This window comes from Methylomonas sp. Uni0011 (assembly GCF_056850255.1).
In genome coordinates this window covers 407,255-433,676 of the sequence record NZ_JBVVNO010000001.1, presented here as the reverse complement: position 1 = coordinate 433,676, position 26,422 = coordinate 407,255, and the positions used below count along the sequence as shown (strand labels likewise).

Below are 26,422 nucleotides of genomic sequence, written 5' to 3'. Positions count from 1 at the left end.
GCCCGGTGAGTTACCCATAGGCCAGGAGCGCGCCGGCTTTTGCTGCCGATATTTTTGCCAGCTTGAGGACATGCACTATGCTTGATCCGATCATTTCACCGGGAGGCACCCATGGCAGAACAACAGGCTCAGCCGCTGCATTTCAGCGGTAGCGGCGGCGAGTATTTTCGACTTTGGATAGTCAACGTTTGTTTGAGTATCGTGACATTCGGGGTTTATTCGGCCTGGGCCAAAGTGCGGCGCAACCAGTACTTTTACCGGCATACTCGTCTGGCCGGAGCCGGTTTTGATTATCACGGCGACCCCAAAGCCATCTTGAAGGGCCGCCTGATTGCCTTTGCCCTGTTCGCCGCGTACACGCTGACTAGCGGTTTCTCGCCCGCGGCCGCGACGATGATTCTGATTCTGATCATGGCCTTGGCGCCTTGGTTACTAGTGCGGTCGCTGCGTTTCAGATTGCACAATACCAGCTACCGCGGCTTGCGCTTTGGGTTTCGCGGCCAGACCGGGCCGGCTTATCTGGCGTTTTTGCTGTGGCCGCTACTGGCCGGTTTCAGCTTGGGTTTGTTATGGCCGTTTGCCCAGCAACGCATGGCTGCCTACACCCGCAACCACAGCGCGTACGGCAGTGCCGAGTTCCGTTTTTCGGCGACGGCCGCCGCGTATTACGGAATTTACCTGATGACGCTGATGTTGGGTGTGGTTCTGTTCGCCGGTTTGACGGTATTGACCAGTGTGCTGGGAAGCAACGGTTGGTTCGCCGTGGAAGAAGGCCAGTTGACGGCAATGAGCTTGTTGCTGGCGGCGTTCGGTACCTATCTGGGGCTGCTGTTATTTGCGTATCCCTACGTCACCGCGCGTTTGCAGAATCTGGTTTGGGCGACGACGACGCTGGGCGAACACCGTTTCGTAGCCAATGTCAGCGCTTACCAGTTGCTCGGTCTGATGTTGAGTAACGTCGTGTTGGTGATACTGACGCTGGGATTGTATAAGCCGTTTGCCGATATTAGGCTGGCGCGTTACCGGATCGAACATCTGCAAGTACTGGTGGCCGGCAGTATCGACGATTTCGTGGCCGGACTGCAGGCCAACGCTTCGGCTGCTGGCGACGAAATGGCCGAGATGTTCGATTTCGATATCGGCTTGTAAATGCGGGTAGCAGCGGTTTATTACGACGGCCGTAGCGCTAAGGCTCATCCGGTCACGTTATGCCTGGAGGGCGATAAACTGTTGTTGCAGGGCAAGGAAGTGGTTCGCCGCGAGGTGTTGACGGGCCTGGAGATTCAGCCGCCGCTCGCGAGCACGCCACGGGTGATAATGTTTGCTGACGGTGCTCGTTGCGAGGTGGCGGATAGCCGCGGCTTTGCCGAGTTGTTTCCCGGCACCGACAGCCGGGTGGCTGCGTTGGAAAATAGTTGGCGCTGGTCGGGATTGGCACTGCTACTGGTTCTGGTGGTGGCCGGCGCCGGGTACGTGTGGGGCTTGCCTTATGCCGCGCAACGGCTGGCGGAACGTATTCCGGTCGAGCTGGCCCAGAGCCTGGACCGGCAGGTTCTGGCCGATCTGGACCGGCACCTGTTGCAACCCAGCCGGTTAAGCCCTGAGCGCCAGGGGCAAATCAATGCCAAGCTCGGGAATTTGGTTTTAGCCGATGAGGCCGGCCGGCCGGCCGGATTGGAGTTCCGGGCCAGTGCGGAATTAGGTGCCAATGCCTTTGCCTTGCCGGGCGGCAATGTGGTTGTGTTGGACGCTCTGATCGAATTGGCGGATGATGACGAACAGATCGTCGCGGTTTTGCTTCACGAGATGGGACACGTGGCCGGAAGGCATGCCTTGCGGCAGTTGTTGCAGGCGTCCGCGGTCGGTTTGGCGCTGGCGTGGTACGTCGGCGATTTCAGTCAAGTGCTGGCCGCGGCGCCGGCCTTATTGCTGGAAGCCCGCTATTCGCGCGAATTCGAACGCGATGCCGATCAATTTGCCGCCGATGCGCTAAAGGCCAACGCCATTCCGCCCGGCCGTCTGGCGGATATGCTGCAGAAATTGGAAGCGGCCCGGCAAGGCAACTACAACCGGAAGTTTGCCGACGGTTTGGATTATCTATCCAGTCACCCGAGTAGCGAAGAGCGCATCAACCGTCTGCGCAGTCAATGAGTCGCTGCCGATTTTTCAAGATCAAGAGTGAGCAAATGATTAAATCCTGCTACGGCTTTGTGCTGGCGGCGTGGTTCGCGGCCGGTTGTGCCCAGCCGGTGCAACCGCAGGCCGCACCGGATACGGCTCGATTACACCATTTGGCGATCGTCTGGCTCAAACAGCCGGGCAATGACCAATTGCGTCGGCAATATATAGAGGCCAGCCGGCCGCTGGCCGGCTTGCCTGGAGTAGTGGCCTACGAAGCCGGCACCCCGGCCGCAGTTCAGCGCAGCCGGCCCAACGCGGCGCTGGACGAAAGTTATGATGTGGCGATTTACGGCGTGTTCGAGAGTCGGCAAGCGTACGAACAGTTTCTGAAAAACCCGGAATATTTGCGCGTCGCCCAGCAAGTGTTGCGGCCGTTGGTGGATAAGTACAAGCTTTACGAGTTCGCGGAGCCGGACTGGCCGAAACTGCCTTAACCGTTATCGGTTAAGGTGATCGGAACGGTCTCCGCGATTAATCAGAGCGGGTGGTTGCGGTGTTATTGTTTTAAAGCCGAAGCCACTGCGGCGCGGCGAGTGATTTCGGCCCAATCGCCGGCGTCGACCAGATCGGCCGGCGCCATCCAAGAGCCGCCCACACAGGCCACGTTATTCAGCGCCAAATACTCCGGCGCGTTTTTCGGATTGACGCCGCCGGTCGGGCAGAATGTGACTTGCGGTAGCGGGCCGCCGAGCGATTTCAGCATAGGAATGCCGCCGGCGGCTTCGGCCGGGAAGAATTTCATCGCGGTGATGCCTTTGTCCAGCAAACGCATCACTTCGCTTGGCGTAATGACGCCCGGCAGCAACGGCACGCTGGTCTCCAATGCCGCATCCAACAGGCTCTCGGTGACGCCGGGGCTGACGATGAACTGGGCGCCGGCGTCGAGAGCATGGTGCAGAGTCTGAACGTTGATGATGGTACCGGCGCCGACGATCGCGCCGGGCACCTCGGCTTTGATCTGGCGGATCGCGTCCAGGGCCACTGGCGTGCGCAAGGTTATTTCCAGCACTTTCAAGCCGCCGTCGACCAGGGCTTTCGCCAGCGGGACGGCGTTTTCCAGATTATTGATCACCATAACCGGCATTACCGGCGAGGTGGTCATGACTTGTTTGATGGTTACGGTCATAGCTTATGTTTCTCTCTGTTGGCGGTGCTGCGCCCGCGGGCGGACGCGGTGGCCCGGCTGAGGGACTTGATCGAGTATTCCCTGTGCCGGGCTTGGGTTGTAGTTATTGTTAATCCACGTAAAACAAGTTGGTGGCTCCGGTTTCCGCCGACGAGGCGTGGGCGCGGAAGCCGCCGAACAATTCCCGGCCCATGCCGAAATGATGGCCTTTGGCGCTATTGGCTGCCACGGTGCGGGCTTCGAATTCGGCCGAATCGACTTGGACGTTGACTTCGCCGGTCTGCGTGTTCAGCGCGATGATGTCGCCGTCGCGAACCTTGGCCAACGGGCCGCCGTCCAGACATTCCGGACACATGTGAATCGCCGACGGCACTTTGCCGGAGGCGCCGGACATGCGGCCGTCGGTAATCAATGCTACTTTGAATCCTCTATCCTGCAATACGCCGAGCGGTGGCGTCAGTTTGTGCAGTTCCGGCATGCCATTCGCTTTCGGGCCCTGAAAACGGAGCACGACGATGCAGTCCTTTTCCAGCTCGCCGCGCTTGAAGGCGGCAACCACGTCGTCCTGATCGTCGAATACCACCGCCGGAGCAGTGACGACTTGGTGTTGCTCGGCGACCGCGGAAATTTTCGATACGCCGCGGCCCAGGTTGCCGTGCATCACGGTGAGGCCGCCGGTGGGTTGGAACGGTTTGCTTACCGAGCTGATCACCGTTTCGTCTTGGCTGGCACTAGGGCCCTCCGCCCAATGCAGCCCGCCGTCGGTCAGTTTCGGCTCCCGGCTGTATTGTCCCATGCCGCGTTCGTCGCCGATGGTCAAAATGTCGCCGTGCAGCAGGCCGTTGCGTAGCAATTCGGCTATCAAGACGCCCATGCCGCCGGCCGCTTGGAAGTGGTTGACGTCGGCCGAACCGTTCGGGTAAATCTTGGCCAGTAGCGGTACGATTTTCGACAATTTGTCGAAGTCGTCCCAGTTGATGATGACGCCGGCGGCGCGGGCGATTGCGATCAGATGGATGGTGTGGTTGGTCGAGCCGCCGGTGGCCAGTAAGCCGATGATGGCGTTGATGATGGCTTTTTCGTCGATGGCATGGCCGATAGGACGAAAATCGTCACCCAACGCGGTGAATTTCAAAATTTGCCGAGCGGCCGCTTTGGTCAGCTCGTCGCGTAGCGGCGTATAGGGGTTGACAAAGGAACTGCCGGGCAGATGCAGGCCCATGATTTCGACCATCATCTGGTTGCTGTTGGCCGTGCCGTAGAAAGTGCAGGTGCCTGGGCTGTGGTAAGACTGGGATTCCGACTCCAGCAACTCCTTGCGGCCGACCTTGCCTTCGGCGTACAACTGGCGTATGCGAACCTTTTCTTTGTTAGGCAGGCCGCTCGGCATCGGGCCGGCCGGGACGAATACTGCCGGCAAATGGCCGAAGCTCAAGGCGCCGATCAGCAGGCCAGGTACAATTTTGTCGCAGACGCCTAAATATAAGGCGGCGTCGAACATATTGTGGCTGAGGCCGATCGCAGTCGCCATCGCGATTACGTCGCGGCTGAACAGTGACAACTCCATACCGGGCTGGCCTTGAGTGACGCCGTCGCACATTGCCGGCACGCCGCCAGCGAATTGCGCCACGCCGCCGGCTTCGCGCACGGCTTGTTTGATCAGGCTCGGGAAGTCCTTGTAAGGTTCATGGGCCGACAACATGTCGTTGTAGGCGGAGATGATTGCAATATTGGCTTTTTGCGCGCCGGCCAGATCGTCTTTTTCGTCGCTGGCGCAAGCGGCAAAGCCGTGGGCCAGGTTACCGCAAGCCAGTTTGGCGCGGTGCGGGCCTTTTTCGACGGCGGCGTCGATGCGGGCAAGATAAGCCGCACGAGTTTCGCGGCTGCGTTTCACCACGTCTGCGGTGACTTTTTCTAAAGAGGGATGCATAAATTATCCTGATGCTTGACTTGGTGGCCTACATGGAAAACAAGGTTCCCCATGCTAGGGTGGTTCGTTTGGCTAATGCGTATTCGGCTTTTTTTCCAATATGATCCAAAAGCTCAACCAGCTCAATAAGTCGCGGCTCACCGACCTGAACTCCGATGCCAATTTGGGCATGATGCGATCTATCTGCTCGGCGCCGAGCTGGTCGATCGGCGTCAACTGCGTAATCTCCAGACCCGCTTTGCCCGCGGCTTCGACGTATTTGTTTGCGCGCCAACGGTTAGGGAAGCCTTTGTGGGAGTACATCAATCGGTACAGCGGTCGCGGCCAGGTTAAAAAGTCGAACGCTTGGTAACGGTCCAAGCCGTGGCTTTTCAGATCGACCTTGTGAATCGATTTTCCGTCCGGTTTTAACGCTGCGTCAATATCGGCAAACGTGGCATCGATATCGTCGACATGTTCCAGCACCGCCCGGGAAATAATCAAGTCGTAAGCCAGGCTTTCGCCCGACAATCCGTTTGGGGTGACCGCGTAGTTGACGGTGCCGGCGCTGAATCCGCTTTCCGGATCTCCGGTGCTGTTGAAGGCAGCCATCGCCCTGGATTTCTCGTCGCCGGTCAAGCCCTCGCAGAGGGCTTTATAGATCGCGGCGTTTTTGGCATTGATTTTATTCAGCGGAAATCGGTCGACGCAGCGAACCTGTGCCGCGCCGTAGGCGTATAACAGCAATGCGACCCCGAGCACGTCGCCAGGCCCGTATTCCAAAATAGTCTTGCCGGCCAGAAACGTTTTGAATTCCGCCGGTTCCAGACCCAATTGCCGGCGGTAATCTTCCACGCACTCGAAAAAATAGCCGGCAACGTCTGCAGAGCTGCCTTCATCGCCGCCGCGCCCGGTTTGGCCGGTAAGGCGGACATAAAGGCCAGGCGAGAATCGGGCGATTTGATTGGTGGCAACAGCCTTCGAAAAAAGGAGGATGTCTTTGCAAATGTTCTCGGTGTACAAAAGCGGCTCCTTTTCAGCGTTATTTATGATGTTGCCAGCCCGGGATCAGGGAGCCCAATACAACTCGACCGGCGCCTGCTCCTGATTCAACAGCGCCCGGATCGGCATGTCTTCCACCGGGCCGGGCTGTTGGGCTTTACCGAATACGGCCAGTTTGTCCTCGCCGGTGAACAGGATCACGATGCGCTCCGAGTTCAGCAGGCCGTTGCGGGTCAAGCTCAGGCGTTCGGTATTGGCACCGGTGACCTCGCTCTGCACCGCATTGATCGCCGCGGTCAGTTGGGTGTTGTTTTCGCTCAGCGCCTCGGTCAGACCGGAGGCGTGCGGAAACAACGACGCGGTGTGGCCGTCGATGCCCATGCCGACGATGCTCAATGTAAACGGTTGCGGTAAGGCCTGGTAACGGCCTTCGGTTTCGGCCTGGCCGGCAGCGGCGGTCGCGGCGGCGGTTTTCATGCCGACGAACTCGACGTTTCTAGCGTTGTTGATCAACAGGCTGCGGCGGATCAGGGCTTCGTTGCTGGCACTGTGCTCAGCGTCCACCCAGCGTTCGTCGACCAGCGCGACTTTGATTTTTTTCCAGTTCAGATCGGATTTGGAAAGTGCTTCATACAGCGGCGCCGGTGTGGTGCCGCCGGAAACCAGTAGCACGGCATGGCCGTGCTTGCTGATCGCTTCCGACAACACGTCGTGGCATTCCGCTACCAATGCGGTGAACAAGTGGTTTCGCTGTTCGAAAAAAAATTCTCTAACCATAATCGTTGTACTCGTGATGGATTTAGATGGTTACTCTTCCCACGCGCGGCCGTCGCGGGCCAAAAGCGCTACCGAGGCGATCGGGCCCCAGCTGCCGGCCGGATAGGATTTGGGCGCGCTGTGGCTGTGTGCCCAGGCGTCCTGGATCGAATCGACCCAAGTCCAGGCCTGTTCGATTTCCTCGCGGCTCAAAAACAGCGTCGGATTGCCGCGCAGGGCTTCCAGGATCAGTTTTTCGTAGCCGCCGAAGATGCTGTTTTTCTTGAAGGTCTCCGAGAAACTCAAGTCGAGCTTGGTTTGCTGCAGTTTGATGTTGCCGTCGATGCCGGGCACTTTGTTCAGCATCACCACCTCGACGCCCTCGTTGGGTTGCAGGTGGATCACCAGTTTGTTGGCGGGCAGGTCGCGGAAACTGTCTTTAAAGATGTTGTGCGGCAACTGTTTGAAATTGACCACAATCTCGGTGCGCTTGTTCGGCATGCGTTTGCCGGTGCGCATATAAAACGGCACGCCGGCCCAGCGCCAGTTGTCGATGTCGACCCGGATCGCGACAAAACTTTCGGTGGTGCTTTCCTTGTTGGCGCCTTCCTCTTCCAGATAGCCCGGCACAGCCTGGCCTTTGATGAAGCCGGCGGTGTACTGGCCGCGCACGGTTTTCTCTTCGACGTTGCGCGCCGTGATCGGCCGCAGCGCTTTCAGAACCTTGATTTTTTCCATGTGGATGCTTTCCGCTTCCAGGTCGGCCGGCGGTTCCATCGCGACGAAGGTCAGAATTTGCAACAGGTGGTTTTGCAACATGTCGCGTAACTGGCCGGTCTTGTCGAAATAGTCCCAGCGGCCTTCGATGCCGATGTCTTCGCCGACCGTGATCTGGATGTGGTCTATCGTATTGTGGTTCCAGTTGGTGGTGAAAATCGAATTGGCGAAGCGCAAGGCCAACAGGTTCAACACGGTTTCCTTGCCCAGATAGTGGTCGATCCGGTAGACCTGGTCTTCGTGAAAGGCGTCGGCGACGGCGTCGTTGATTTCTTTTGACGACTTCAAATCGTGGCCGATCGGCTTTTCCATCACCATCCGCGATTCCGGTGTCAACACGCCGCAGCTTTGCAGGCCCTGGCAAATGCTTTTGAACAAAAACGGTGCGACGGCGAAATAATTGACCATGACCCGTTTGTCCGGCTCCACGGCGGTGTTCAGCCGCAGGTATTGCTCAGGCTGAGTCAGGTCTATTTTCAAATAAGACAGGCGCTTGGAAAAACGTTGCCAGATTTCTTCGTTGATGGTGTTGTTCAAAAACGCCTCGAGACTGGCGCGGGCGATTTTGACGAAACCTTCGCTGGTCTCGTCGAGCCGGTCGACGCCGACGATGCGGGTGTCGGGTTCGAGTAATTCGGACTTTTCCAAGCGATATAACGAAATCAACAGTTTGCGCTTGGACAAATCACCCAGCGCGCCGTAAATCACCAAGTCGCAGGGTTTGTAAGTGTGGTTTTTCATTCAATGGTACCCAAATACGCTGAAATCCGTTCGGTGCCGGCGGCTGTTCCGGACGGTGGCAAAATCCGGCGGGCCGAAATTAGCCGAAAATGCCGCCATTATACCGTTCCAAGAGCTTTTCGAACAAGAAAAAAGCCTGGAAGCCTTGATTTTACTGGGTTGTGCAGGAGGAACGGCTCAGCCGAAGCTTTCCGTGGTATAGCGGAAAAATCGCAGGCTGTCCGACCAATAAGCGGCCGGCAGGCCGGCTTTTTGTTTCAGGTGGGTCAGGAAACGGGCCGGTTCGGGCAGGTCGTCCCAAACCGCCGGTAGAAACGTCGCCCGCCGGCCGCCTTCCTGCAGAATCAAGCCATCCACGCCGGGGCGAAGCTGCTGCAGCAAGTCGGCTTCCGACTTGACCGGCAGCGGTTCCGCCGGCGCCAGCACCGAGATATGCAGATCGAGTCCGGCCAGCTCGCTGTCCCGCAGCGGCGGGAAGCGCGGATCGCGGAAGGCGGCGGCGAAGGCGTTTTCGGCCACGTCTTCGGCCAAAGGCCGCTGCGCTTCGAGCATGCCGATACAACCGCGCAACTGGCCGGCGCGTTCCAGCGTGACGAAGGTGGCGCGGCGGGCGGATAATTCGCCGGGATACTGCGCCGGATCGACGCTTGACGGCCGGCCGGTTTCCAGGCCGTGGCTAATCGATTGCCGGGCCAGCGCCAACAGCCGTTGGCGTTGGTCGTCAGTCAACGACATAGGCACCGTAGCCCACCACTTGCTGCTTGTCGCCGGCGGTGTCTCCGGAGTTGCGCAGGTCTATGGTTTTGATCGACAGGCCTTTTTCTTCGAGTAATTTTAATAGGCCGTTCACCGCCACCTTGCCGCAGGCGTCCTCGCCGCCGATGTCCTGGTAGCGCAATTGTTCGATCAGTTGGCTGGTATTGCGGTCCATGCGTTGCGCGGTGGCGTAAGGGTGGTAGTGGCTTAGGTCGGAGCTGACCACCAGCAAGGTTTCCGGGCCGTCCCACAGCAGATCCAGCACTTGACTGACTTGGTCCGGGCTGGCGTCTCCGGCCACGATCGGCACCAGGCTGAAGTCCCGCAAGACTTCCTGCAGAAACGGCACATGGACTTCCAGGCTGTGTTCCAGGGTATGAGCCTGCTCGATATATTCGACAAACGGTAGTTGCAATAAAGTTTCCACCGCGGCCCGGTCCACCAGGACGTCACCGAGCGGCGTGGTGTAAGCGTGGGTTCTGCTGACCGCCAGACCGCGGAACGCCACCCGGTGCGAGGGTCCGATCAATACCACGCGCTTGATAGAGCCGGCTGCCGGCTTCAAGCGTACATAAGCGCTGGCCGCGATCGGCCCCGAATAGATATAGCCGGCGTGCGGGGCAATAATGGCTTTGGGAACTTGGTCCGCCGGTTCGGCCTGCTGCAGAAAGCCGACGATTTCGGCGTGGAGTTGTTGGGGTTGCGCCGGGTAGAAGCGGCCGGCGACCGCTGGTTTTCTGTTCATGCGCTGATCCTTATTAGAGTTGTAATCGATCAGTAAGCCTGGGCCGGCTGCGGCTGTCGAAATAACTACAGTTCGCGCCTGCTCCGGCGTTATTCTACTGCTAACTGCATCGGTAACGACCGGATTTTTTCGGCGAGGTTCAAGGAGCAACACCATGGCTACATTACTCAGTTCCGACACTGCTGCCACCCGCTATTGGCACGTCCTGGCCGACGGCAAAGTGCAATGCGATTTGTGCCCGCGCTTTTGCAAACTTCACGAAGGCCAGCGCGGCTTGTGCTTTGTCCGGCAGAATCTGGGGCAGAAAATCGTCATGACCAGCTACGGCCGTTCCAGCGGCTTTGCGGTCGACCCGATCGAAAAGAAACCGCTGAACCATTTTTTGCCCGGTACGCCTATCCTGTCGTTCGGCACCGCCGGTTGCAATCTGGCCTGCAAGTTTTGCCAGAACTGGGATATCAGCAAATCGCGGGAAATGGATACTTTGATGAGTCGGGCCAGCCCGGAAGCGATCGCCAAGGCGGCATTGGAGCAGGGCTGCAGCAGCGTGGCTTATACCTACAACGATCCCGTGGTGTTTCATGAATATGCTATCGATACCGCCCAGGCCTGCCGTGAACTCGGGTTGAAGTCGGTGGCGGTGACCGCCGGTTACGTTTGTGCCGACCCGCGCGCCGAGTTTTACCGCAACATGGATGCGGCGAATGTCGATCTGAAAGCGTTTTCCGAGGATTTTTACCACAAAATCACCGGCGGCCATTTGCAGTCGGTGTTGGAAACGTTGGTGTATCTGAAGCGGGAAACTCAGGTTTGGTTTGAGCTGACCACCTTGCTGATTCCGGGCGAAAACGATTCCGAAGCCGAATTGCAGGCGATGACGCAGTGGGTGGTCGAGAATCTGGGGCCGGAGGTGCCGATGCATTTCACCGCCTTTCATCCGGACTGGAAAATGACGGATAAACCGCATACGCCGGCCGCGTCGCTGCTGATGGCCCGCAAAATCGCGCTGGAAAACGGCGTGCGTTACGCCTACGTCGGCAACGTGCACGACAAGGCAGCGGAGAGTACTTACTGTCACCACTGTGGCGAACTATTGATCGGCAGAGACTGGTACGTGTTATCGGACTGGAACCTGGATGCTGCAGGCAATTGCCGCTTTTGCGGTACGCGTTGCGCCGGCCTGTTTCAAGCCCAACCCGGCGCTTGGGGAGCAAAGCGGCGGGCGGTAAGTTTTTGAAAATTCGGACTATGCTTGATTTTGCGAAGAGGTTCTCAATATTTTGCGGATTGTGAAAAATTAAATATGATGTGGCTTTAACGGAAGCGACCTACTTTAGCCGTGGTTTGCCGATATATGCGACGGTTCGCCCCGTCGTCTGCACCAATAGATACCGAGTTGTTTTAACAGTCCGGGAGCACGAATGAAAAAAAAGCGCAATCTCGACCGCGACGGGTTGGACGGTATACTGCCTGATTTAAGGAAGGGCGTGGCCGCACCAGCGTCCGCCTCGTCGCGAGAGGCGACAGCGGCCAAACCGCGCCGGGCGAAGGTGATACCGCTGTTTACCGCACTGGGCGTGTTGGTGGCGGCGGCGTTGTGGTTGGATCGCTATGTGCCGAGCCTGCCTGTGGCAGGAACCGATTCTTTGGCTTCGGCGGCAGGCGGCGGAGCCGGAACCGACTCGAAACAATCAGCGATTTTGGCCCCATCGCCAGCGATAGCCGATGGCGGGAAAGCGGAGCCAGTTGCTGCCGCCAGTCCGAATCAAGCCGGGCAGACGATTGACGCCCACCCCCCTGCGGAGGACATTTTGGCGCAATTGCCGATCGAACCCACTGCAGCTGGTATTCCCAAAACAACCGCGGGAAGCGGGACGGATGTCAATGCGCCGGCCGGCCTACGGTTTACCGTTTATTTTAAATTCGACTCCAGCCAGCTGACGTCGCAATCGAGTGCCGCTGTGGGCGAATTACTGGCGGCGGCGCAAAGCTGTTCCGGGAAAATCCGCTTGCTCGGACATACTTGCAATTTAGGGACCGACGCCGGCAACCGCTGGCTCGGGCAGATCAGGGCGAATACCGTCAAAAAGATGCTGGTTGCCCGCGGTGTTCCAACGCAAAACATCGTTACCGCCTCGGATGGCATGGCGCAGCCGGCGGCGCCCAACGACACCAAAGCCGGCCAGGCGTTGAACCGCAGGGTGGAACTGCATTGCCTGGACCAATAACCGAACGAGGAGAGTATAGGCCATGTTACAAAATACCAAATCAGATTATCAGATCGCCCAGCAGCAAATTCTCGACGGCATTATTTCCGGCCAGTTCGAAATCGAAAACCGCAACGATTTGGGGCCCTTGATCCCGATTCGCCTGTTTCAAGCCTTGCGGATGGTGGCGCTGGGGTCCAACGTCGAGGACATCCTGGGCCAGGGCGCGCCGTCGCTGGTTTACCATTCCGGGCAAAGCCTGGGTTTGGCCATGGGTCAGATCGCCGTGGCCAACATCGATAAAGACCTGGAGACTTACGTCGGCAAGATCAAAATGCTGTGTCGGCAATTGAGCATCGGCCTGGTGGTGCCGGATAAAGTCGATTTGTCTGCCGGGGTGCTGGAGTTGCGCGTCGACGAGTGCGTGTCCTGCGCCGGCATTCACAATGTCTCGGCGCCGATCTGCCATTTCGAGGCCGGTATGGTGGGCGGTATCGTCAAGACTTTTTTCAAGCGCAACGTCAAGGCAACCGAGACCAAGTGCAACGCGTTGGGCGACAAGACCTGTCTGATCCGCGTCGATTTGCTGTAGGCAGGCCTATATAAAACGATAATCAGGAGTACGGCATGAGTAGTAACGTCCAATTTCTCGATCCGCGGAAATCTCAAAACAACGAGATCGATTCGATTTTGCGCAACCTGATGAGTATCCAGGGAGTATCGGCGGCGGCGATTGTCGATAGCGACGGTTTTGTCACCCATATTCATCGCGATTTCGAAATCAACACCGACGCCATCGGCGCCTCGGTGCAGGTGGTGTTCGGTGCGGCCGCCAAAGCCGCGCAGCATGTCGGCCACCATTCCACCAACATGGTGATTTGCGAAAATTCCGAGGGCTATATTTTGTCGACGCCGATCGAGGCCGGTTTCATGCTGGCTTTGGTGACGCAACGCGAGGCGCTGCTGGGTCGGGTGCGCTTTGAGTTGAAAGAAACCATTCCGGTGTTGAAACGGCTGTTTAGCAGTTATCTGGCTAATTAAGACGCATTGAAGTGACAGATATGCATTGGTTTGAATCCCAGTTGGCCGAATTGGATCGGCTCGCTGCAGATTATCTCGCCGCGCAACGCCAATCGGGCGGCGATATCGTCAATGTCAGCGAATCCGCCAGGACCAAGCGCGCGGCTTTTATCGACGCTGTACAGGCGCTGGTGGACAAGGTGGTCAAAATCAAAGGGATAGCCGCTTGCGCGGCGTACCACGACGGCCTGATTCTGGCGCAATCGGCCGAGGCGCCGCATATCGACGCTTTCGGCGCGGTGATTCAGGAAACCATTCGTGCCGCTCAGCACGGTCAGGTCTCGTTGAGTCTTGGAGCTATCGAACAGATCGTTATCGTCGGCGTCGACCATAAACTGGCCATGCTTAGCGTCGGCCCTATCATTTTGTGCATTTACAGCCCGAAACAGGTCAATCTGGCTTCGGTGTTGAGCCGGCAGGCTTAAGTTATTGCTTTCGCCGCCGGTGCGGCGTCACAGCTCGGCGAGGTTGTCGGCAGGCGCGTTATTGTGCGCCAAGTCGCTAATCGGCGAGTTTTGGAGCGCTTCCAACTCGCTTAATTTCTTCCAGCGGTTAATAATCAGGCAAAACAATTGCGCGGTCTGCTCGGCATCGTACAACGCCGAATGGGCACGGGAGTTATCCCAGTCCAGTCCTGCCGCTTGCGCGATTTTGGCCAGTACGGTCTGGCCGTAGACCAGGCCGCCCAGGGTAGCGGTATCGAAGCTGCTGAACGGGTGAAACGGGCTGCGCTTATGGTTGGTCCGGTCGATCGCGGCATTCAGGAAGTTGATGTCGAATGCGGGGTTGTGGCCGACTAAGATCGCCCGTTTGCAATGGTTGCGTTTAACGGCGGCCTTGATTGGCGTAAACAACTTGTTCAATGCCTCTTTTTCTTCGATTGCCATGCGGAACGGGTGGTAGGGATCGATACCGTTGAACTTCAAGGCTGCTTCGTCGAGTTCGGAATTTTTGAACGGGATGATATTGCAATGGTGTTTTTCGGTAACCCGCAGCAGGCCGTCCGCATCGGGTTCGACGATTACCGCGGCGATTTCCAGCAACGGGTTTTTTTTGGCATTGAAACCGGCGGTTTCGATATCGACAATGACTGGCAAATAGCCTCTGAAACGATCGCCTAACGGGTTGAAAGTGCTTTGCATCGAGCTGCGGGTTGGTAAAAAAAATGGGTTATATGCTATGTTACGTGAGTTTTGGATAGGTATAAACAATATTCAATTTGATGAGGTTTGTTATGCAAAATAGAAATACCACTTGGCTGGTCGCAGGGTTGTTGGCTTTGGCCAATGGTTGCGCGACGGTACACACCGTCGATCCTAAGGATCCCTGGCAGAGTTGGAACCGAAGCGTACAGTCGTTCAACGACGGCGTCGACGACTACGTGATGAAGCCGGTGGCTAAAGGCTACCGCTGGGTGACGCCGGACGTCGTCGACCAGGGCGTGACCAATTTTTTCAGTAACATCGACGATATCGGCGTTTGTGCCAACGACGCGCTACAAGGCAAATTCGGCCAGTCCGGAGCCGACGGCGCCCGGTTTCTGGTCAATACCACGGCCGGTGTAGCCGGTTTGATCGATGTCGGTAGCATGATAGGCTTGGCCAAACACAATGAAGATTTCGACCAAACTCTGGGTTACTGGGGGGTTCCGACCGGTCCGTATTTGGTGTTGCCGTTCTTCGGACCCAGTTCGCCGCGCGGCGTATTCGGGTTGGTCGGCGACGCGGCGATGAATCCGTTTACTTATGCCGGCATCTACTTGAACCCGGGTTGGGTAGGCGCCGCCGCATCGATCGGGCCGGGTGCGTTGAAAGTGATCGATGCCCGTGCCGATTTGTTGGGTCTGGAAAAAGTCGCGACCGAAGCGGCGTTGGATCGGTACGAATTTTTCAAGAACGCCTATCTGTCCAGACGCAACTACCTGATCCACGACGGCAACGTGCCGGAAGACGACGTGCTGAAATTCGACGAAATGAAAGACCAGGGTTACGGGCCGTGGGATCCTAACCCGTATTAAGTTTTTTCCGATACTAAACCAAGGCCGCTGGGCATAAGCCTCGCGGCCTTTTTTATTCGGCGAGGCTGGTGTTGACTAAGTCTGCCGCCACCGACTCCAGCCGGGCCGGCACAATCAAGTTTTCCAGAGATCGGCCGGTCGGGACGTTGCAGGCCACCCGTAAATAATTCGGGGTATAGCCGAAATAGCGCAGATCGCCGTTTGCCAACGTTTCGGTCTGGCCTTCCCACAGCACCGGCACCACGCATCCGAGGTTGCTTTCGGTAAATGCCTGTTTCATTGTTTCGGCCAGCGCGTGCAATTCCCGGCTGCGTTGCCGTTTCAGGTCCGGCGAGATTTGATCGGGTAGCCCGGCGGCTTTGGTGCCCTCGCGCGGCGAATAGCTGAAGATGTGGATATGGCCGAAGCCGACGCGCTGGATGTATTCGACGCTTTCCCGCCATTCTTGCTCGGTTTCGCCGGGGAAGCCGACGATGATGTCGGTGGTGACGTTGAAATGCGGAATCGTGCTGCGGGCTTGGTTCACCAATTCGGCGAACTCTGCGGTTTTGCAGCGCCGCGCCATGCGCCGCAACACGCTGTCGCTGCCGCTCTGTAACGGTAGATGCAGATGCGGCATCAGCCGCGGGTTTTTGAATAGCTCGAAGAAACCGTCCGGCAACTCCCAAGGCTCCAACGAGCCCATGCGCAGACGCGGAATCTCGGTCCGCGCCAAAATGGCTTGCACCAGTTCGGCCAGATTGCTGCCGATATCGCTGCCGTACCCGCCCAGGTGCACGCCGGTGATAATGGCTTCGTTGATGCCTTGCGCATGCAGTGCATTGATTTCGGCGACGACCTCGTCGACGCTGCGGCTGCGTTCCTCGCCACGGGCGACGGTGACGATGCAAAACGTGCAGCGGTAACGGCAACCGTCTTGAACTTTGACGAAGGCGCGTTGGCGGCCGCGGCTAAACAACGACACCTCGCCGGGTTCGGTCGACATTGCCGGCATGCTGTCCATGTTCAGTTCGCTCAAAGTGCGTTCGACCAACTGGTTTTTGTCGTTATTGCCGACTATCAGATCGACGCCCATCAATTGTGCGGCTTCGCTTTCGTTCAAGGTGGCATAACACCCGCTGACTACCAGTTTGGCTTGCGGATTGTCGCGGTGCACGCGCCGAATCAATTGTTTGGATTTTTTCACTGCATCCTGCGTCACCGCGCAGGAGTTGATCACGACCAATTGCGCGTCGTTGACGTTGCGGGTGATGGCATGGCCTTTGGCTTGAAAGGCCTGGGCCCAGGTTTCCAGTTCCGCCTCGTTCAGACGGCAACCGAGGGTTTTTAAATGTATCTGCATTTGTGCTTCGTTTCCAAATTTTGCGGCGAATCGAGCCGCCGGTTCGGCGATTAGCCAAAAAACCAATAAGTCACCAAAATCGCGGCAACGATGCCGCCGATGTCGGCAATGATGCCGCAGGCCGCGGCATGGCGGATGCGTTTGATGTTAACCGCGCCGAAATACACCGCCAGCACGTAGAACGTGGTTTCGGTGCTGCCTTGCACCACCGAAGCCAGCCGGCCGGCAAACGAATCGGCGCCGTGGGCCTGCATTGTATCTATCATCATCGCCCGCGCGCCGCTGCCGCTGAACGGCTTCATCAATGCAGTCGGCAGACCGTCGATAAAGCGGTTGTCGATACCGCAATAATCCACAAGCCAGCGCACGCCGTCGGTGATAAAACTCAACGCGCCGCTGGCCCGGAATACACCGAACGCCACCAGCATCGCCACCAAATACGGAATGATGCCGATCGCGGTTTGAAAGCCTTGCTTGGCGCCGTCAATGAACAATTCGTAGGCGTTGAGGCCTTTGCTTACGGCGGCGGCGATGAACGCGACCACCAACCCGAGCAAAATAACGTGGCTGGCCAGCGACGACTGCGCCAGCATCTGCGCTTGGCCCAAGCCGGAGAAATAGCTCAATATTCCGGCCAGCAATGTGCTGATGCCGCCCAAATAGGCCAATACCACTTTGTCTAACAGGTTGATCTTTTGCACCCAGGCCACCGCCAGTAAGCCGGTTAAGGTCGACACATAGGTTGCGATCAAAATCGGCAGGAACACGTCGGTCGGATTGGCGGCGCCGAGCTGGGCCCGGTAGGCGAAAATCGTCACCGGAAACAATGTCACCGACGAGGTGTTGATCACCAAAAACAGAATTTGCGCGTCGCTGGCTTGCTCCGGCCGCGGGTTCAGCGTTTGCATTTCCTGCATGGCTTTGATGCCCATCGGCGTAGCGGCGTTGTCCAGGCCCAACATATTGGCGGCGATGTTCATCGTAATCGCTCCCAGCGCCGGGTGGCCCTGCGGAATTTCCGGCATCAACCGGCTAAACAGCGGGTTCAGCGCGCGGGTCAGTAATTCGATGAAACCGCTGTGTTCGCCGATTTTCATGATGCCCATCCACAACGCCAAGATGCCGCCCAGACCCAACGAAATTTCGAACGCGGCTTTCGCCAGACTGAACATCGCCGCGACCATTTCCGAAAATACTCGAGTGTCGCCCAGCAGCAAGAGCTTGAAACTGGCGACGGCGAAGGCCGACAGGAAAAAAAAGACCCAGATCAGGTTGAGCACAAGGAAAGGCGATTTGGATTGGCAACGGCAAAATTAGCGCTATTTTAGCAATTTAGCTTCGTCGGCGGCGCGGAAAATAGTAATTCGTGCAAGCGCTCTGACACTGCGGTTCAGCCCACGTAACGAAACGGCAAATAGTGTGGATGCCATTGGTTGGCAGCAATAAAGTCGGCCAAATTTGCCGGATCCAGATCGGTTCGGCTAGCCGAGCCGTCGGCGATGGCTTTGGCTAGCACCCGTTCCGCGACGTAGCTGCTGATTTTCTGCAAATCGGCAATAGGCGGGTAGATCGCGCCGGCGTCGGGTTCGAATTCGGCGATGTAGTCGGCTAGGGCATAAGCCGATTCCAGCACCATCGCGTCGCTGATACAGCGACACTCGCCGAGCATAGCCGCCAAGCCCAGGCCGGGAAAGATGAAGGCGTTGTTACCTTGGCCGATTTTGTGGCGGGTGCCGCGGTATTCGATATCGGCGAACGGACTGCCGGTGGCGACGATGGCGCGGCCCTCGCTCCAGGCGATGATGTCCGCCGGCGTCGCCTCGCAATTGGCGGTCGGATTGGACAGCGGCATCACGATCGGGTTGAGGCAGTTGCCGGTCATGGTACGGATCAGCTCTTCGCCGAACAAGCCGGCGGCGCCGGTTAGTCCGATCAAGACGCTAGGTTTGGCGTGGCTGACCACTTCGAATAACGAGGGCTGGCTATGCTCAGGAATACCCCAGGATTGGCCGATCGTTGCCGGTTGGGCGATGCCGTGTTTGTAGTGCTCCAGTTCCCGGTCTGCGACGACCAGGCCGGATATGTCGACCACGTGCAGGCGTTGCCGGGCTTGGGCCTCGCTCAATCCGGCATCCATCAGGCCGGCCTTGATCACGCTGGCGACGCCAATACCGGCGGCGCCGGCGCCGGCAATGACAATGGTCTGTTCGGTCAGCGTTTGGCCAAGCCGGCGGCAGGCGGCCAATATTCCGGCCAGCGCCATTGCGCCGGTACCCTGGATGTCGTCGTTGAAGCAGGGCACTTTGTCCCGGTAGCGGGCCAGCACGTCGAAGGCCACGTCCTTGGTAAAGTCCTCCCACTGAATGATGGCTTTGGGCCAGATCCGATGGGCGGCGGCGACGAATTTATCCACCATCGCAAAATAGGCCTCCCGCCCCAAGCGTTTGGCGCGCACGCCCAAATAGTGCGGGTCGTCCAGCAATTCGTCGCGGTTGGTGCCGACGTCCAGGTTGATCGGCAAGGTTTGGAACGGGCAGACGCCGCCGCCGACCGTATAGAGCGCCAGTTTGCCGATGCAGATCGACAGGCCGCCCATGCCTTGGTCGCCGATGCCCAGAATCGCCGAAGCGTCGGTGACCACGATCATGCGGATGTCGTGCCAGGGGTAGTTTTTTAAAATCGCATCGGCGCGGTCGATGTTGTTCGGCGACAGCGTCAAGCCGCGGGCGGTGCGGTAGAGCGAGCTGAACTTCTGCACCGCGAGGCCAATGGTCGGGGTATAGACGATGGGGACCATCTCTTCCAGATGCCGCTCCAGTATTGCGTAAAACAAGATTTCGGAGCGGTCCTGGATCGCTCGCAGAAATTGGTATTTGGAAATATCGTCGGCCTGCTGCCGGTAACTGAAATACAAACGCTCGATTTGTTGTTCCAGCGTCGTGATTTGCGGCGGCAATAAGCCGTCCAAACCCAGATCAATGCGCTCCTGCTCGGTGAAAGCGGTGCCTTTATTGCTGGCCGGCAACTTCAGCAAGGTCATGCCGCGGATAGACACCGCCAAGTAAGAGTTGCCGTCCTGGTCTTGGCGGTATTCGAAGTAGTCGCTGAGTCTGGTCATCGGGTGAGTGTAGTTATTCCCAAACAGCCGTGCAGTCTATCCGAGCCGGCAGGCGTTTGCTGGTTTGATTATTGGTATCAGCTACAAGCAAATGCGGTGCCAGGGCCAGCCCGATTGCGCGACTTGGCCGGCGGATCGGCTTAACTCGGCTGCGATTTCGGTTGGACTTTGCATTTGAGGCGCGATTATGCGGGTATCGGGCCTGTTTTAGAGTTTTAGCTTACAGAATATGGTGGAATGAGTTGCGGTAAAGCTTGTTTGGCCCAAGTCGCGATTGATGTAATCTCGATATCGCGACCCGCGACGAGGAATGGTCGCACCAATAACGGACTCAACCGATCCCGGCGCACTGAAATAGTTCGGTGGTGCCGGTGCTCCCTGGCGAAGCGGCCGGTCGCTTCGCCAGGGAGCAGGGCTATCAGATTTTCTTTGCCAACGCGGTGGCGTAGCCGGTGTAGCTGTGCGGGGTCAAGGCCAACAGTTCGGCTTTGGCGTCGGTCGGAATCTCCAGTTTTTCGACGAAAGCGCGCATGCCGTCGCCGGTGACGCGCTGGCCGCGGGTCAGTTCCTTCAATTTTTCGTAAGGCTTTTCGATACCGTAACGCCGCATCACGGTCTGGATCGGTTCGGCCAACACTTCCCAGTTCATATCCAAATCTTGATCCAGTGCCGCCGGATTCAATTCCAGCTTGGAGATGCCTTTCAAGGTCGATTGAATGGCGATGCTGGTGTGGGCGATACCGACGCCGATGTTGCGCAACACGGTCGAATCGGTCAGGTCGCGCTGCCAGCGTGATACCGGTAGTTTGTCGGCCAGAAAGCCGAAAATCGCGTTCGCCAAACCCAGGTTGCCTTCCGAATTCTCGAAGTCGATCGGATTGACTTTGTGCGGCATGGTCGACGAGCCGACTTCGCCGGCGATGGTTTTTTGCTTGAAATAACCTAGCGAGATATAGCCCCAGACGTCGCGGTCGAAATCCAGCAAAATGGTGTTGAAGCGCGACAGGGCGTGGAAAAACTCAGCCATGTAGTCGTGCGGCTCGATCTGGATCGTGTATGGGTTGAAAGTCAGGCCCAGCGACTCGACGAAGTGTTGCGCGAACTGCGGCCAATCCACTTCCGGATAGGCGACGCTGTGGGCGTTGTAATTGCCGACCGCGCCGTTGATTTTGCCCAGCAATTCGACCTTCGCCAATTGCTCCCGTTGGCGTTGCATGCGGGCGACGACGTTGGCCATTTCCTTGCCGACCGTGGTCGGTGTGGCCGACTGGCCGTGGGTGCGCGACAGCATCGGTTGCTCGGCACTGGCCAGGGCCAATTGCTTGATCGCTGCTATCGTGGCGTCGATCTCGGCCAGAACCAGACCGCGGCCTTCTTTCAACATCAAGGCATAAGACAGGTTGTTGATGTCTTCCGAAGTACAGGCGAAATGGAAGAACTCGTTGATTGCGTGCAGCTCGGCGTTGCCTTTGACTTTTTCCTTCAAGAAGTACTCGACGGCTTTGACGTCGTGGTTGGTCGTCTTCTCGATGTCTTTGACGGCCTGGGCGTCGGCTTCGGAAAAATCGCTGACAATATTATCGAGCACGCGGTTCGCTTCTGCGGACAAGGCCGGTACTTCGGATATCTTGGCTTCGGCGGCCAGGGCTTGCAGCCAGCGCACCTCGACTTCGACCCGGTAACGAATCAAGCCGTATTCGCTGAAAATGGGGCGCAAGGCGTCGACTTTACTGGCGTAGCGGCCGTCGATGGGGGAGATGGCTGTTAAGTTAGTGTCAGTCATATTCTGTAAAAGATTTTTCAAGAAAAGTGGTAAATGGGATGGCGATTCAATTATTTGACTGGTTTGATGCCGCCTCTTCTTCCCAAGCCATAACCGACTCGATATACATCCGGTAAATTGATACGGCCATCGCGCATGACTTCGAATATACCTAAATCGACTAAATCTTGTTTGATGCCTTCTGGGCCTTGATTTAAGCGGCTGGGAGGTAGTCTTACCGTTTCGCTGTCAATGTTGTTTAGTTTGCTGATAATATTCTGTTTGTTCCATATATCTTCAATCATATTAAAAGGACAAGGGACACTAATTCCTTTCAATGGGCTGATCAAAAGTTGCACCCAAGGGTAGTCTTCCTTTAATTCATTGACTCGGATATTGGATGCTTTTTGTACACCCTTATTAATAGCCTGATAGTGGAGTGCAAATTTTTGATCTTTAACTAAGTTGTCTGTGGCGGCTTCTCTCAAAGCGGCTAGAAAGCTTCTTGGGCTAACTTTGCCACGACTATCACCCAAATGATTGGGTAGCCATGTATAAGGAAATCCTCTTCGCGCGTCGGTCCCCATCCACTCGCCAGCAAGTGCATGGAAAATATTCCGTTGTACTGTTTCGTTTTTTTGCATTTCTTCTGGAATAATCCAGACGTCGAATGCAGAATGCTTATTCCAGTGTTGTTGAAAGAGTTGTGAACATCCGTTTCGAAATTCCTCGCCGCCGTCAGGAGCATTGCCTAAATATTGCCAGAGCAAATTAAATAGCTCTAATTTGTTCCATTCCAATTTAGCAGGATTGTTGATGAGCTTTGAGCTATCAGGAAAGTCGGTTACATAAGGATCTTCCAGCATATCCGGTCGGGCAAAGATCTTTAGACGAATAGCACGAAAAGAACGGAATTCTAAAGCGACTTGTAATAAACCTTTTAACAACTCTTTTAACGACCGCCAGTCATCGGCTGTGCGGTCAAGTGCATCGAATAAAACAATAGATTTTTTATTTTCACTGGCTAGCCGAGTGTCGAATTTAAGCAGTTGATTACCTAGGATTTCAAAATTAGATTTATAGTGTTCTACTCGTTCTGACCATAAAGATTGGTCTGATATACCAAATTTCTCAGGGCCAAGAATTGCCCAAGCAATAACTGTACTCCAAATGTCTTGGGCAGATATATTTTTTTTTAATAAACTGGCCAATACCTTTTTTGTAGGATAGTGCGGGGATGGCGTTTGGCCAAATCCGGTATAGCATTCAATATTGGCAAGCTCTGAACGAGGAGATAAGTCGGATACCAATTGGCGGCGATCCGGGTCTTGCAATTCCAGCCACCATTCGCTTTTTCCTGCGCCTCGAATCCCTTCAACTAGCATATTGTCGGGGTGTAGAGCTTTGGTATGAATGGGGGGGACATAAAAAAAACGCATGTCGATAACCTTGTCACCTGATTGCTGTTGCTGTTCAGGTAGGGCTAAAAATGCTTTGCGAAGAGTTTCGATTGGAAAAGCTTTCATGCGAAATATTCACCTAAGGCAAGGCGGCTGGCAGTTTGTAAAAAATTACCATAACAAGCAATTATTTGCTTGTCATTGCTGCGGAAATATTCTTTCGATTGCGGGTTAAACTCCTGAAACGTTATATTCCATAATATTTCAACAGGGAAATGAGGGGCACCATCGTCGCTTAACGAAAAGTTGAATTTATCATATTCATTCGCATCTGCTTCCTCATAGATTGTATCTAAGAATAGGGTGTAAGCAGATTCTTGACAACGAATGATATAGTCTTCCCTGCCTAGTTCAGGCACCATTCCGGCGACTATCTTTAGATTTTCCCTGAATTTAGTTAAATTCACATTCCATTTTTCCCAATGACTAAATAAGTAACGGTAAGCCTGCCAGGTTTGCGGTGTGTTGACCGCAAACAAAAAGGCCAAGTCCGTCAAGCGGGTAATGGCAATGGCGGCAATATCGTGAATACCGGCGCGGCTATCCAATAAAACTATGTCTGGTTTTTCCTGGGCTTCCAGTGCTTGCAATAATTCGGAGAGCCGGTGAGCGAAATCTAGTACTTTTCCGTCCCGGTTGATGTCGATATAAACGCGGGACAGTTTGGCAATATAATCCTGCTCCTTGCTTCCTGTGGCGGATACTACCCGTATCGTTCCTTCGGTCGATTCCGCTAGGGGACTGGTGGCGACCATGTCGCGCAACAGCCATTCGTCGGCTTGGCCGACGGCTTGTTCCACCAACCAATCGACCACGCCAAAATCCGCCACTCTTTGTTGTGGCAATAAAATCTGGCCTATGCCGGGCGATTCCAAGTCCAGGTCGATAACCAAGACTTTTTTGCCTTGTTTGGCCAAATACCATGACCAAATCGCAAGCGCAGTCGAACGGCCGACTCCGCCTTTGATACCGAACAAGGTAACTCTAGGCGGATGCGGTTGTTCTTTAATGGGTTGGCGCAGCCAGTCTTGGCCGGTGATTTGTCTATCCAGCAAGTAGATAGGTCGATCCGTGCCGTGAATGAGTATCTTATCCGGTGACTCGATAATACTTCGACTATCGAAAATGTCTTGCTGATATAAAAAAATGGCGTCTGGAGTATAAGAAAAATTGCCCAATAATGTGCTGAGCTCTTTTGCCAATATTTTATGTTGGTCAGTTTGATTTGATTGCAAAAACAAGCGGACTTTGCCGAACAAATCGCGAATCAATATCGGGTCGTGATCTAAAGCGTTATAGTGTTCTTCAGTAAAAGCGATAGCTTTAGTTAAGGCATCCTGAAATCTGACAGTATTGTTCATTGAATAACTCCGTCAGTAAATAATTGTTGCAATAAGTTCTGTAGGCTTATGGTTATCGAACGATGAGCGGCAGTCCGTTGTTGATCGATGCAATTATCATGAACATAGCGTTGAAAAATGTCCCAATCACTAAATTCATTGTTATTCGGTAATGGGTGATTTGCCGCTAATCGTCCGGCAAAGTTTATAGAGAAATAATTCCATAAATCTTTGGTAACGTCTTGGTCGAAATGTTTTCGATGGCTCTTTGTTTTAAAGTCGCCAGTTGATGAGTCGACGCTGGCTGGATCGAGGCCGGAAATAATTCGCTTTAAAACACATTCAGACGATAAACCGTAAAGTTGGTCTGCATTAGCCCATCGCGAGTTGCTGTAGAGTAACTCTGCATCGAGATAATGGCGCTGAGCGGCATTTTTGAAATCGACCTTCATCAGCTCTCGTTTGCCTTAGACTCAATAATCCCACCACCCAAACAAACCTCGCCCCGATAAAACACCACCGACTGCCCAGGCGTGATCGCGCGTTGCGGCTGGTCGAAGCGGACTTTGACGCGGCTGCCACTGTCAATCGGTTCGACGACGCAATCCTGGTCAGGTTGGCGGTAGCGGGTTTTGGCGGCGCAACGGATGGTTTCGGTCAGGGGTTGGCTGGCGCACCAATCCAGTTGGCCGGCTTCCAGGGTATTGTGCAGCATCAGCGGATGGTCGTGGCCCTGGCCGACGATCAGCACGTTCTTATCCAGGTCTTTGTCCAGCACGAACCACGGTTCGTCCGGTGCGTCTTTGACGCCGCCGATACCCAGGCCCTGGCGTTGGCCCAGGGTGTAATACATCAAGCCGTGGTGTTTGCCGATATATTTGCCTTCCGGGGTGCGCATTTCGCCAGGTTGATGGGGCAGGTAGCGTTCCAGGAATTCCCTGAACTTACGTTCGCCGATGAAGCAGATCCCGGTGCTGTCTTTTTTACGGCTGTTGGCGAAGCCGGCTTTATCGGCCAGCGCCCGAATTTCGGTTTTGTGTAGATGGCCGATCGGGAACAGCGTTTTCGATAGCGCTTTCTGGCCCATCGCATACAAAAAATAGCTTTGTTCCTTGGCCGGGTCCAGACCTTTCAAAAGTTCGAATTCGCCGTCCCGTTCGCGGACGCGGGCGTAGTGGCCGGTGGCGATGAATTCGGCGCCGAGGTCTTCGATGGCGTAGTTCAGAAACGCGTTGAATTTGACGTGTTTGTTACACAAAATGTCGGGATTGGGGGTGCGGCCGGCCTTGAATTCCGACAAAAACACTTCGAATACTTCGTCCCAGTATTCGGCGGCGAAGTTGACGGTCTTTAATTCGATACCCAATTTGTCGGCGACTTGCTGGGCGTCGGCCAAATCCTGCATCGCGGTGCAGTATTCGGTGCCGTCGTCTTCTTCCCAGTTTTTCATGAACAAACCGGTAACTTTGTGGCCTTGTTCTTGCAGCGCTAATGCGGTGACGGAAGAATCGACGCCGCCGGACATGCCGACGATGATGTGTTTGCTCATGCGTGGTCTAAAAAAGTTTGTAACAGGCTGAGCGGGTAACGCTGGCCTTTCAGGTATTCGTCGATGGTAGTCAGCACCAACGGGCTGCGCAATTGGTCGCGGCGGGTGCAAATCTCGTTGCGGCTGAGCCAATGAGTGCCGATAATGCCATCGTCGAGCGCTTGCGCCGGATTGTGATTGTCGACGGTGCCGGCGAAGCAGAAGCGCAAAAAACTGGGCATTTCCGGGTTTCTCCGCCATAGTTGGGTCGTGATCAGGGCTTCGGGCTGAAACTCCCAGGCGGTTTCTTCCCGCACTTCCCGGATGACGGCGGCGATTAAGTCTTCGCCTTCTTCCAAATGTCCGGCCGGTTGATTGAACGCAATGCCATGTGCCGTTGTCTCTTCGACCACTAGAAAACGCCCGTTTTTTTCGATTACAGCGGCGACGGTAACGTGGGGTTTCCAGACCATATTGTCGACATAAAACGTTAAAAGGCGCGCATTTTACTAGAAATGTTTTTTATATGGGTAAAGATTGAAATTTAATGTCTAAGGCGCTATTTTTAAGAACAC

The 26,422-nt window shown here is 55.8% G+C and carries 26 protein-coding genes; 9 read left to right on the top strand and 17 right to left on the bottom strand.

Annotated features, from left to right (window positions below; all coding sequences use genetic code 11):
- Window positions 1-111: 111 nt before the first annotated feature.
- The 3 genes from AC0IM9_RS01930 to AC0IM9_RS01920 are packed head-to-tail and all read left to right on the top strand — an operon-like array spanning window position 112 to window position 2,615.
- Window positions 112-1,149: a YjgN family protein gene (locus AC0IM9_RS01930; RefSeq protein ID WP_482802854.1), complete on the top strand. Its 1,038-nt coding sequence runs from the start codon at window positions 112-114 to the stop codon at window positions 1,147-1,149.
- Entirely contained in the window at window positions 1,150-2,151 is a 1,002-nt protein-coding gene (locus AC0IM9_RS01925) for a M48 family metallopeptidase (protein ID WP_482802853.1), read from the top strand.
- A gap of 35 nt (window positions 2,152-2,186) precedes the next feature.
- Window positions 2,187-2,615, top strand: coding sequence for a Dabb family protein (locus AC0IM9_RS01920; protein WP_482802852.1), 429 nt, complete (start codon window positions 2,187-2,189; stop codon window positions 2,613-2,615).
- Window positions 2,616-2,677: 62 nt separating this feature from the next.
- On the opposite strand, the gene AC0IM9_RS01915 is transcribed toward AC0IM9_RS01920, so the two are convergent.
- From AC0IM9_RS01915 to amrB, 7 genes are all read right to left on the bottom strand, one after another.
- Entirely contained in the window at window positions 2,678-3,307 is a 630-nt protein-coding gene (locus tag AC0IM9_RS01915) for a bifunctional 4-hydroxy-2-oxoglutarate aldolase/2-dehydro-3-deoxy-phosphogluconate aldolase (protein WP_140913302.1), read from the bottom strand.
- A 109-nt stretch (window positions 3,308-3,416) separates the two neighbouring features.
- On the bottom strand, window positions 3,417-5,237 hold the full coding sequence (gene edd, locus AC0IM9_RS01910) for a phosphogluconate dehydratase (RefSeq protein ID WP_482802851.1): 1,821 nt from the start codon (window positions 5,235-5,237) through the stop codon (window positions 3,417-3,419).
- A 72-nt stretch (window positions 5,238-5,309) separates the two neighbouring features.
- Entirely contained in the window at window positions 5,310-6,239 is a 930-nt protein-coding gene (locus AC0IM9_RS01905; protein ID WP_482802850.1) for a class I SAM-dependent methyltransferase, read from the bottom strand.
- A gap of 45 nt (window positions 6,240-6,284) precedes the next feature.
- Window positions 6,285-6,995, bottom strand: coding sequence for a 6-phosphogluconolactonase (gene pgl, locus AC0IM9_RS01900; RefSeq protein WP_482802849.1), 711 nt, complete (start codon window positions 6,993-6,995; stop codon window positions 6,285-6,287).
- A 30-nt stretch (window positions 6,996-7,025) separates the two neighbouring features.
- Window positions 7,026-8,492 (bottom strand): glucose-6-phosphate dehydrogenase, encoded by a 1,467-nt coding sequence (gene zwf, locus AC0IM9_RS01895; protein ID WP_482802848.1) that lies wholly within the window; start codon window positions 8,490-8,492, stop codon window positions 7,026-7,028.
- Between the two features lie 177 nt (window positions 8,493-8,669).
- Window positions 8,670-9,227, bottom strand: a complete 558-nt coding sequence (gene amrA / locus AC0IM9_RS01890) for an AmmeMemoRadiSam system protein A (RefSeq protein ID WP_482802847.1) — start codon at window positions 9,225-9,227, stop codon at window positions 8,670-8,672.
- Window positions 9,214-9,993: an AmmeMemoRadiSam system protein B gene (amrB, locus tag AC0IM9_RS01885; RefSeq protein ID WP_482802846.1), complete on the bottom strand. Its 780-nt coding sequence runs from the start codon at window positions 9,991-9,993 to the stop codon at window positions 9,214-9,216. Before amrB ends, amrA begins: the two co-directional genes overlap by 14 nt.
- Before the next feature lie 154 nt (window positions 9,994-10,147).
- Here amrB and amrS point away from each other — a divergent pair, with 154 nt between their 5' ends.
- The 5 genes from amrS to AC0IM9_RS01860 all read left to right on the top strand — a co-directional run bounded on the left by amrS (window position 10,148) and on the right by AC0IM9_RS01860 (window position 13,705).
- Window positions 10,148-11,230, top strand: a complete 1,083-nt coding sequence (amrS, locus tag AC0IM9_RS01880) for an AmmeMemoRadiSam system radical SAM enzyme (RefSeq protein ID WP_482802845.1) — start codon at window positions 10,148-10,150, stop codon at window positions 11,228-11,230.
- Window positions 11,231-11,414: 184 nt separating this feature from the next.
- On the top strand, window positions 11,415-12,221 hold the full coding sequence (locus AC0IM9_RS01875) for an OmpA family protein (RefSeq protein ID WP_482802844.1): 807 nt from the start codon (window positions 11,415-11,417) through the stop codon (window positions 12,219-12,221).
- Between the two features lie 22 nt (window positions 12,222-12,243).
- On the top strand, window positions 12,244-12,792 hold the full coding sequence (locus AC0IM9_RS01870; protein ID WP_082877652.1) for a V4R domain-containing protein: 549 nt from the start codon (window positions 12,244-12,246) through the stop codon (window positions 12,790-12,792).
- Window positions 12,793-12,827: 35 nt separating this feature from the next.
- Window positions 12,828-13,241, top strand: coding sequence for a roadblock/LC7 domain-containing protein (locus tag AC0IM9_RS01865; RefSeq protein WP_140913311.1), 414 nt, complete (start codon window positions 12,828-12,830; stop codon window positions 13,239-13,241).
- Window positions 13,242-13,261: 20 nt separating this feature from the next.
- Entirely contained in the window at window positions 13,262-13,705 is a 444-nt protein-coding gene (locus AC0IM9_RS01860; protein ID WP_482802843.1) for a roadblock/LC7 domain-containing protein, read from the top strand.
- Between the two features lie 27 nt (window positions 13,706-13,732).
- Here AC0IM9_RS01860 and rnt read toward each other — a convergent pair whose 3' ends face one another.
- Window positions 13,733-14,422 carry a ribonuclease T gene (gene rnt / locus AC0IM9_RS01855; protein ID WP_140913313.1) on the bottom strand — a complete coding sequence of 230 codons (690 nt, stop codon included), beginning with the start codon at window positions 14,420-14,422 and terminating at the stop codon, window positions 13,733-13,735.
- 92 nt (window positions 14,423-14,514) lie between these two features.
- Here rnt and AC0IM9_RS01850 point away from each other — a divergent pair, with 92 nt between their 5' ends.
- Entirely contained in the window at window positions 14,515-15,297 is a 783-nt protein-coding gene (locus tag AC0IM9_RS01850) for an MlaA family lipoprotein (RefSeq protein WP_482802842.1), read from the top strand.
- A gap of 52 nt (window positions 15,298-15,349) precedes the next feature.
- On the opposite strand, the gene mtaB is transcribed toward AC0IM9_RS01850, so the two are convergent.
- The 9 genes from mtaB to AC0IM9_RS01805 all read right to left on the bottom strand — a co-directional run bounded on the left by mtaB (window position 15,350) and on the right by AC0IM9_RS01805 (window position 26,320).
- Entirely contained in the window at window positions 15,350-16,639 is a 1,290-nt protein-coding gene (mtaB, locus tag AC0IM9_RS01845) for a tRNA (N(6)-L-threonylcarbamoyladenosine(37)-C(2))-methylthiotransferase MtaB (RefSeq protein ID WP_482802841.1), read from the bottom strand.
- Window positions 16,640-16,689: 50 nt separating this feature from the next.
- Window positions 16,690-17,919: a spore maturation protein gene (locus AC0IM9_RS01840; protein WP_482802840.1), complete on the bottom strand. Its 1,230-nt coding sequence runs from the start codon at window positions 17,917-17,919 to the stop codon at window positions 16,690-16,692.
- Window positions 17,920-18,029: 110 nt separating this feature from the next.
- Window positions 18,030-19,757: an NAD-dependent malic enzyme gene (locus AC0IM9_RS01835; protein ID WP_482802839.1), complete on the bottom strand. Its 1,728-nt coding sequence runs from the start codon at window positions 19,755-19,757 to the stop codon at window positions 18,030-18,032.
- 418 nt (window positions 19,758-20,175) lie between these two features.
- Entirely contained in the window at window positions 20,176-21,540 is a 1,365-nt protein-coding gene (purB, locus tag AC0IM9_RS01830) for an adenylosuccinate lyase (protein ID WP_482802838.1), read from the bottom strand.
- A gap of 50 nt (window positions 21,541-21,590) precedes the next feature.
- Complete coding sequence (locus AC0IM9_RS01825) at window positions 21,591-23,045, bottom strand: hypothetical protein (protein ID WP_482802837.1); 1,455 nt, start codon at window positions 23,043-23,045, stop codon at window positions 21,591-21,593.
- On the bottom strand, window positions 23,042-24,340 hold the full coding sequence (locus tag AC0IM9_RS01820) for a KGGVGR-motif variant AAA ATPase (protein WP_482802836.1): 1,299 nt from the start codon (window positions 24,338-24,340) through the stop codon (window positions 23,042-23,044). Before AC0IM9_RS01820 ends, AC0IM9_RS01825 begins: the two co-directional genes overlap by 4 nt.
- Window positions 24,337-24,771: a hypothetical protein gene (locus AC0IM9_RS01815; protein ID WP_482802835.1), complete on the bottom strand. Its 435-nt coding sequence runs from the start codon at window positions 24,769-24,771 to the stop codon at window positions 24,337-24,339. Before AC0IM9_RS01815 ends, AC0IM9_RS01820 begins: the two co-directional genes overlap by 4 nt.
- Window positions 24,771-25,868 (bottom strand): tRNA 2-thiouridine(34) synthase MnmA, encoded by a 1,098-nt coding sequence (gene mnmA / locus AC0IM9_RS01810; protein ID WP_482802834.1) that lies wholly within the window; start codon window positions 25,866-25,868, stop codon window positions 24,771-24,773. Before mnmA ends, AC0IM9_RS01815 begins: the two co-directional genes overlap by 1 nt.
- Window positions 25,865-26,320: an NUDIX hydrolase gene (locus tag AC0IM9_RS01805; RefSeq protein WP_482802833.1), complete on the bottom strand. Its 456-nt coding sequence runs from the start codon at window positions 26,318-26,320 to the stop codon at window positions 25,865-25,867. Before AC0IM9_RS01805 ends, mnmA begins: the two co-directional genes overlap by 4 nt.
- Window positions 26,321-26,422 lie beyond the last annotated feature (102 nt).

Coding starts and splice junctions, on each gene's coding strand:
- AC0IM9_RS01930 (WP_482802854.1), top strand. CDS start 112: ATGGCAGAACAACAGGCTCAGCCGCTGCATTTCAGCGGTAGCGGCGGC.
- AC0IM9_RS01925 (WP_482802853.1), top strand. CDS start 1,150: ATGCGGGTAGCAGCGGTTTATTACGACGGCCGTAGCGCTAAGGCTCAT.
- AC0IM9_RS01920 (WP_482802852.1), top strand. CDS start 2,187: ATGATTAAATCCTGCTACGGCTTTGTGCTGGCGGCGTGGTTCGCGGCC.
- AC0IM9_RS01915 (WP_140913302.1), bottom strand. CDS start 3,307: ATGACCGTAACCATCAAACAAGTCATGACCACCTCGCCGGTAATGCCG.
- edd (WP_482802851.1), bottom strand. CDS start 5,237: ATGCATCCCTCTTTAGAAAAAGTCACCGCAGACGTGGTGAAACGCAGC.
- pgl (WP_482802849.1), bottom strand. CDS start 6,995: ATGGTTAGAGAATTTTTTTTCGAACAGCGAAACCACTTGTTCACCGCA.
- zwf (WP_482802848.1), bottom strand. CDS start 8,492: ATGAAAAACCACACTTACAAACCCTGCGACTTGGTGATTTACGGCGCG.
- amrA (WP_482802847.1), bottom strand. CDS start 9,227: ATGTCGTTGACTGACGACCAACGCCAACGGCTGTTGGCGCTGGCCCGG.
- amrB (WP_482802846.1), bottom strand. CDS start 9,993: ATGAACAGAAAACCAGCGGTCGCCGGCCGCTTCTACCCGGCGCAACCC.
- amrS (WP_482802845.1), top strand. CDS start 10,148: ATGGCTACATTACTCAGTTCCGACACTGCTGCCACCCGCTATTGGCAC.
- AC0IM9_RS01875 (WP_482802844.1), top strand. CDS start 11,415: ATGAAAAAAAAGCGCAATCTCGACCGCGACGGGTTGGACGGTATACTG.
- AC0IM9_RS01870 (WP_082877652.1), top strand. CDS start 12,244: ATGTTACAAAATACCAAATCAGATTATCAGATCGCCCAGCAGCAAATT.
- AC0IM9_RS01865 (WP_140913311.1), top strand. CDS start 12,828: ATGAGTAGTAACGTCCAATTTCTCGATCCGCGGAAATCTCAAAACAAC.
- AC0IM9_RS01860 (WP_482802843.1), top strand. CDS start 13,262: ATGCATTGGTTTGAATCCCAGTTGGCCGAATTGGATCGGCTCGCTGCA.
- rnt (WP_140913313.1), bottom strand. CDS start 14,422: ATGCAAAGCACTTTCAACCCGTTAGGCGATCGTTTCAGAGGCTATTTG.
- AC0IM9_RS01850 (WP_482802842.1), top strand. CDS start 14,515: ATGCAAAATAGAAATACCACTTGGCTGGTCGCAGGGTTGTTGGCTTTG.
- mtaB (WP_482802841.1), bottom strand. CDS start 16,639: ATGCAGATACATTTAAAAACCCTCGGTTGCCGTCTGAACGAGGCGGAA.
- AC0IM9_RS01835 (WP_482802839.1), bottom strand. CDS start 19,757: ATGACCAGACTCAGCGACTACTTCGAATACCGCCAAGACCAGGACGGC.
- purB (WP_482802838.1), bottom strand. CDS start 21,540: ATGACTGACACTAACTTAACAGCCATCTCCCCCATCGACGGCCGCTAC.
- AC0IM9_RS01825 (WP_482802837.1), bottom strand. CDS start 23,045: ATGAAAGCTTTTCCAATCGAAACTCTTCGCAAAGCATTTTTAGCCCTA.
- AC0IM9_RS01820 (WP_482802836.1), bottom strand. CDS start 24,340: ATGAACAATACTGTCAGATTTCAGGATGCCTTAACTAAAGCTATCGCT.
- AC0IM9_RS01815 (WP_482802835.1), bottom strand. CDS start 24,771: ATGAAGGTCGATTTCAAAAATGCCGCTCAGCGCCATTATCTCGATGCA.
- mnmA (WP_482802834.1), bottom strand. CDS start 25,868: ATGAGCAAACACATCATCGTCGGCATGTCCGGCGGCGTCGATTCTTCC.
- AC0IM9_RS01805 (WP_482802833.1), bottom strand. CDS start 26,320: ATGGTCTGGAAACCCCACGTTACCGTCGCCGCTGTAATCGAAAAAAAC.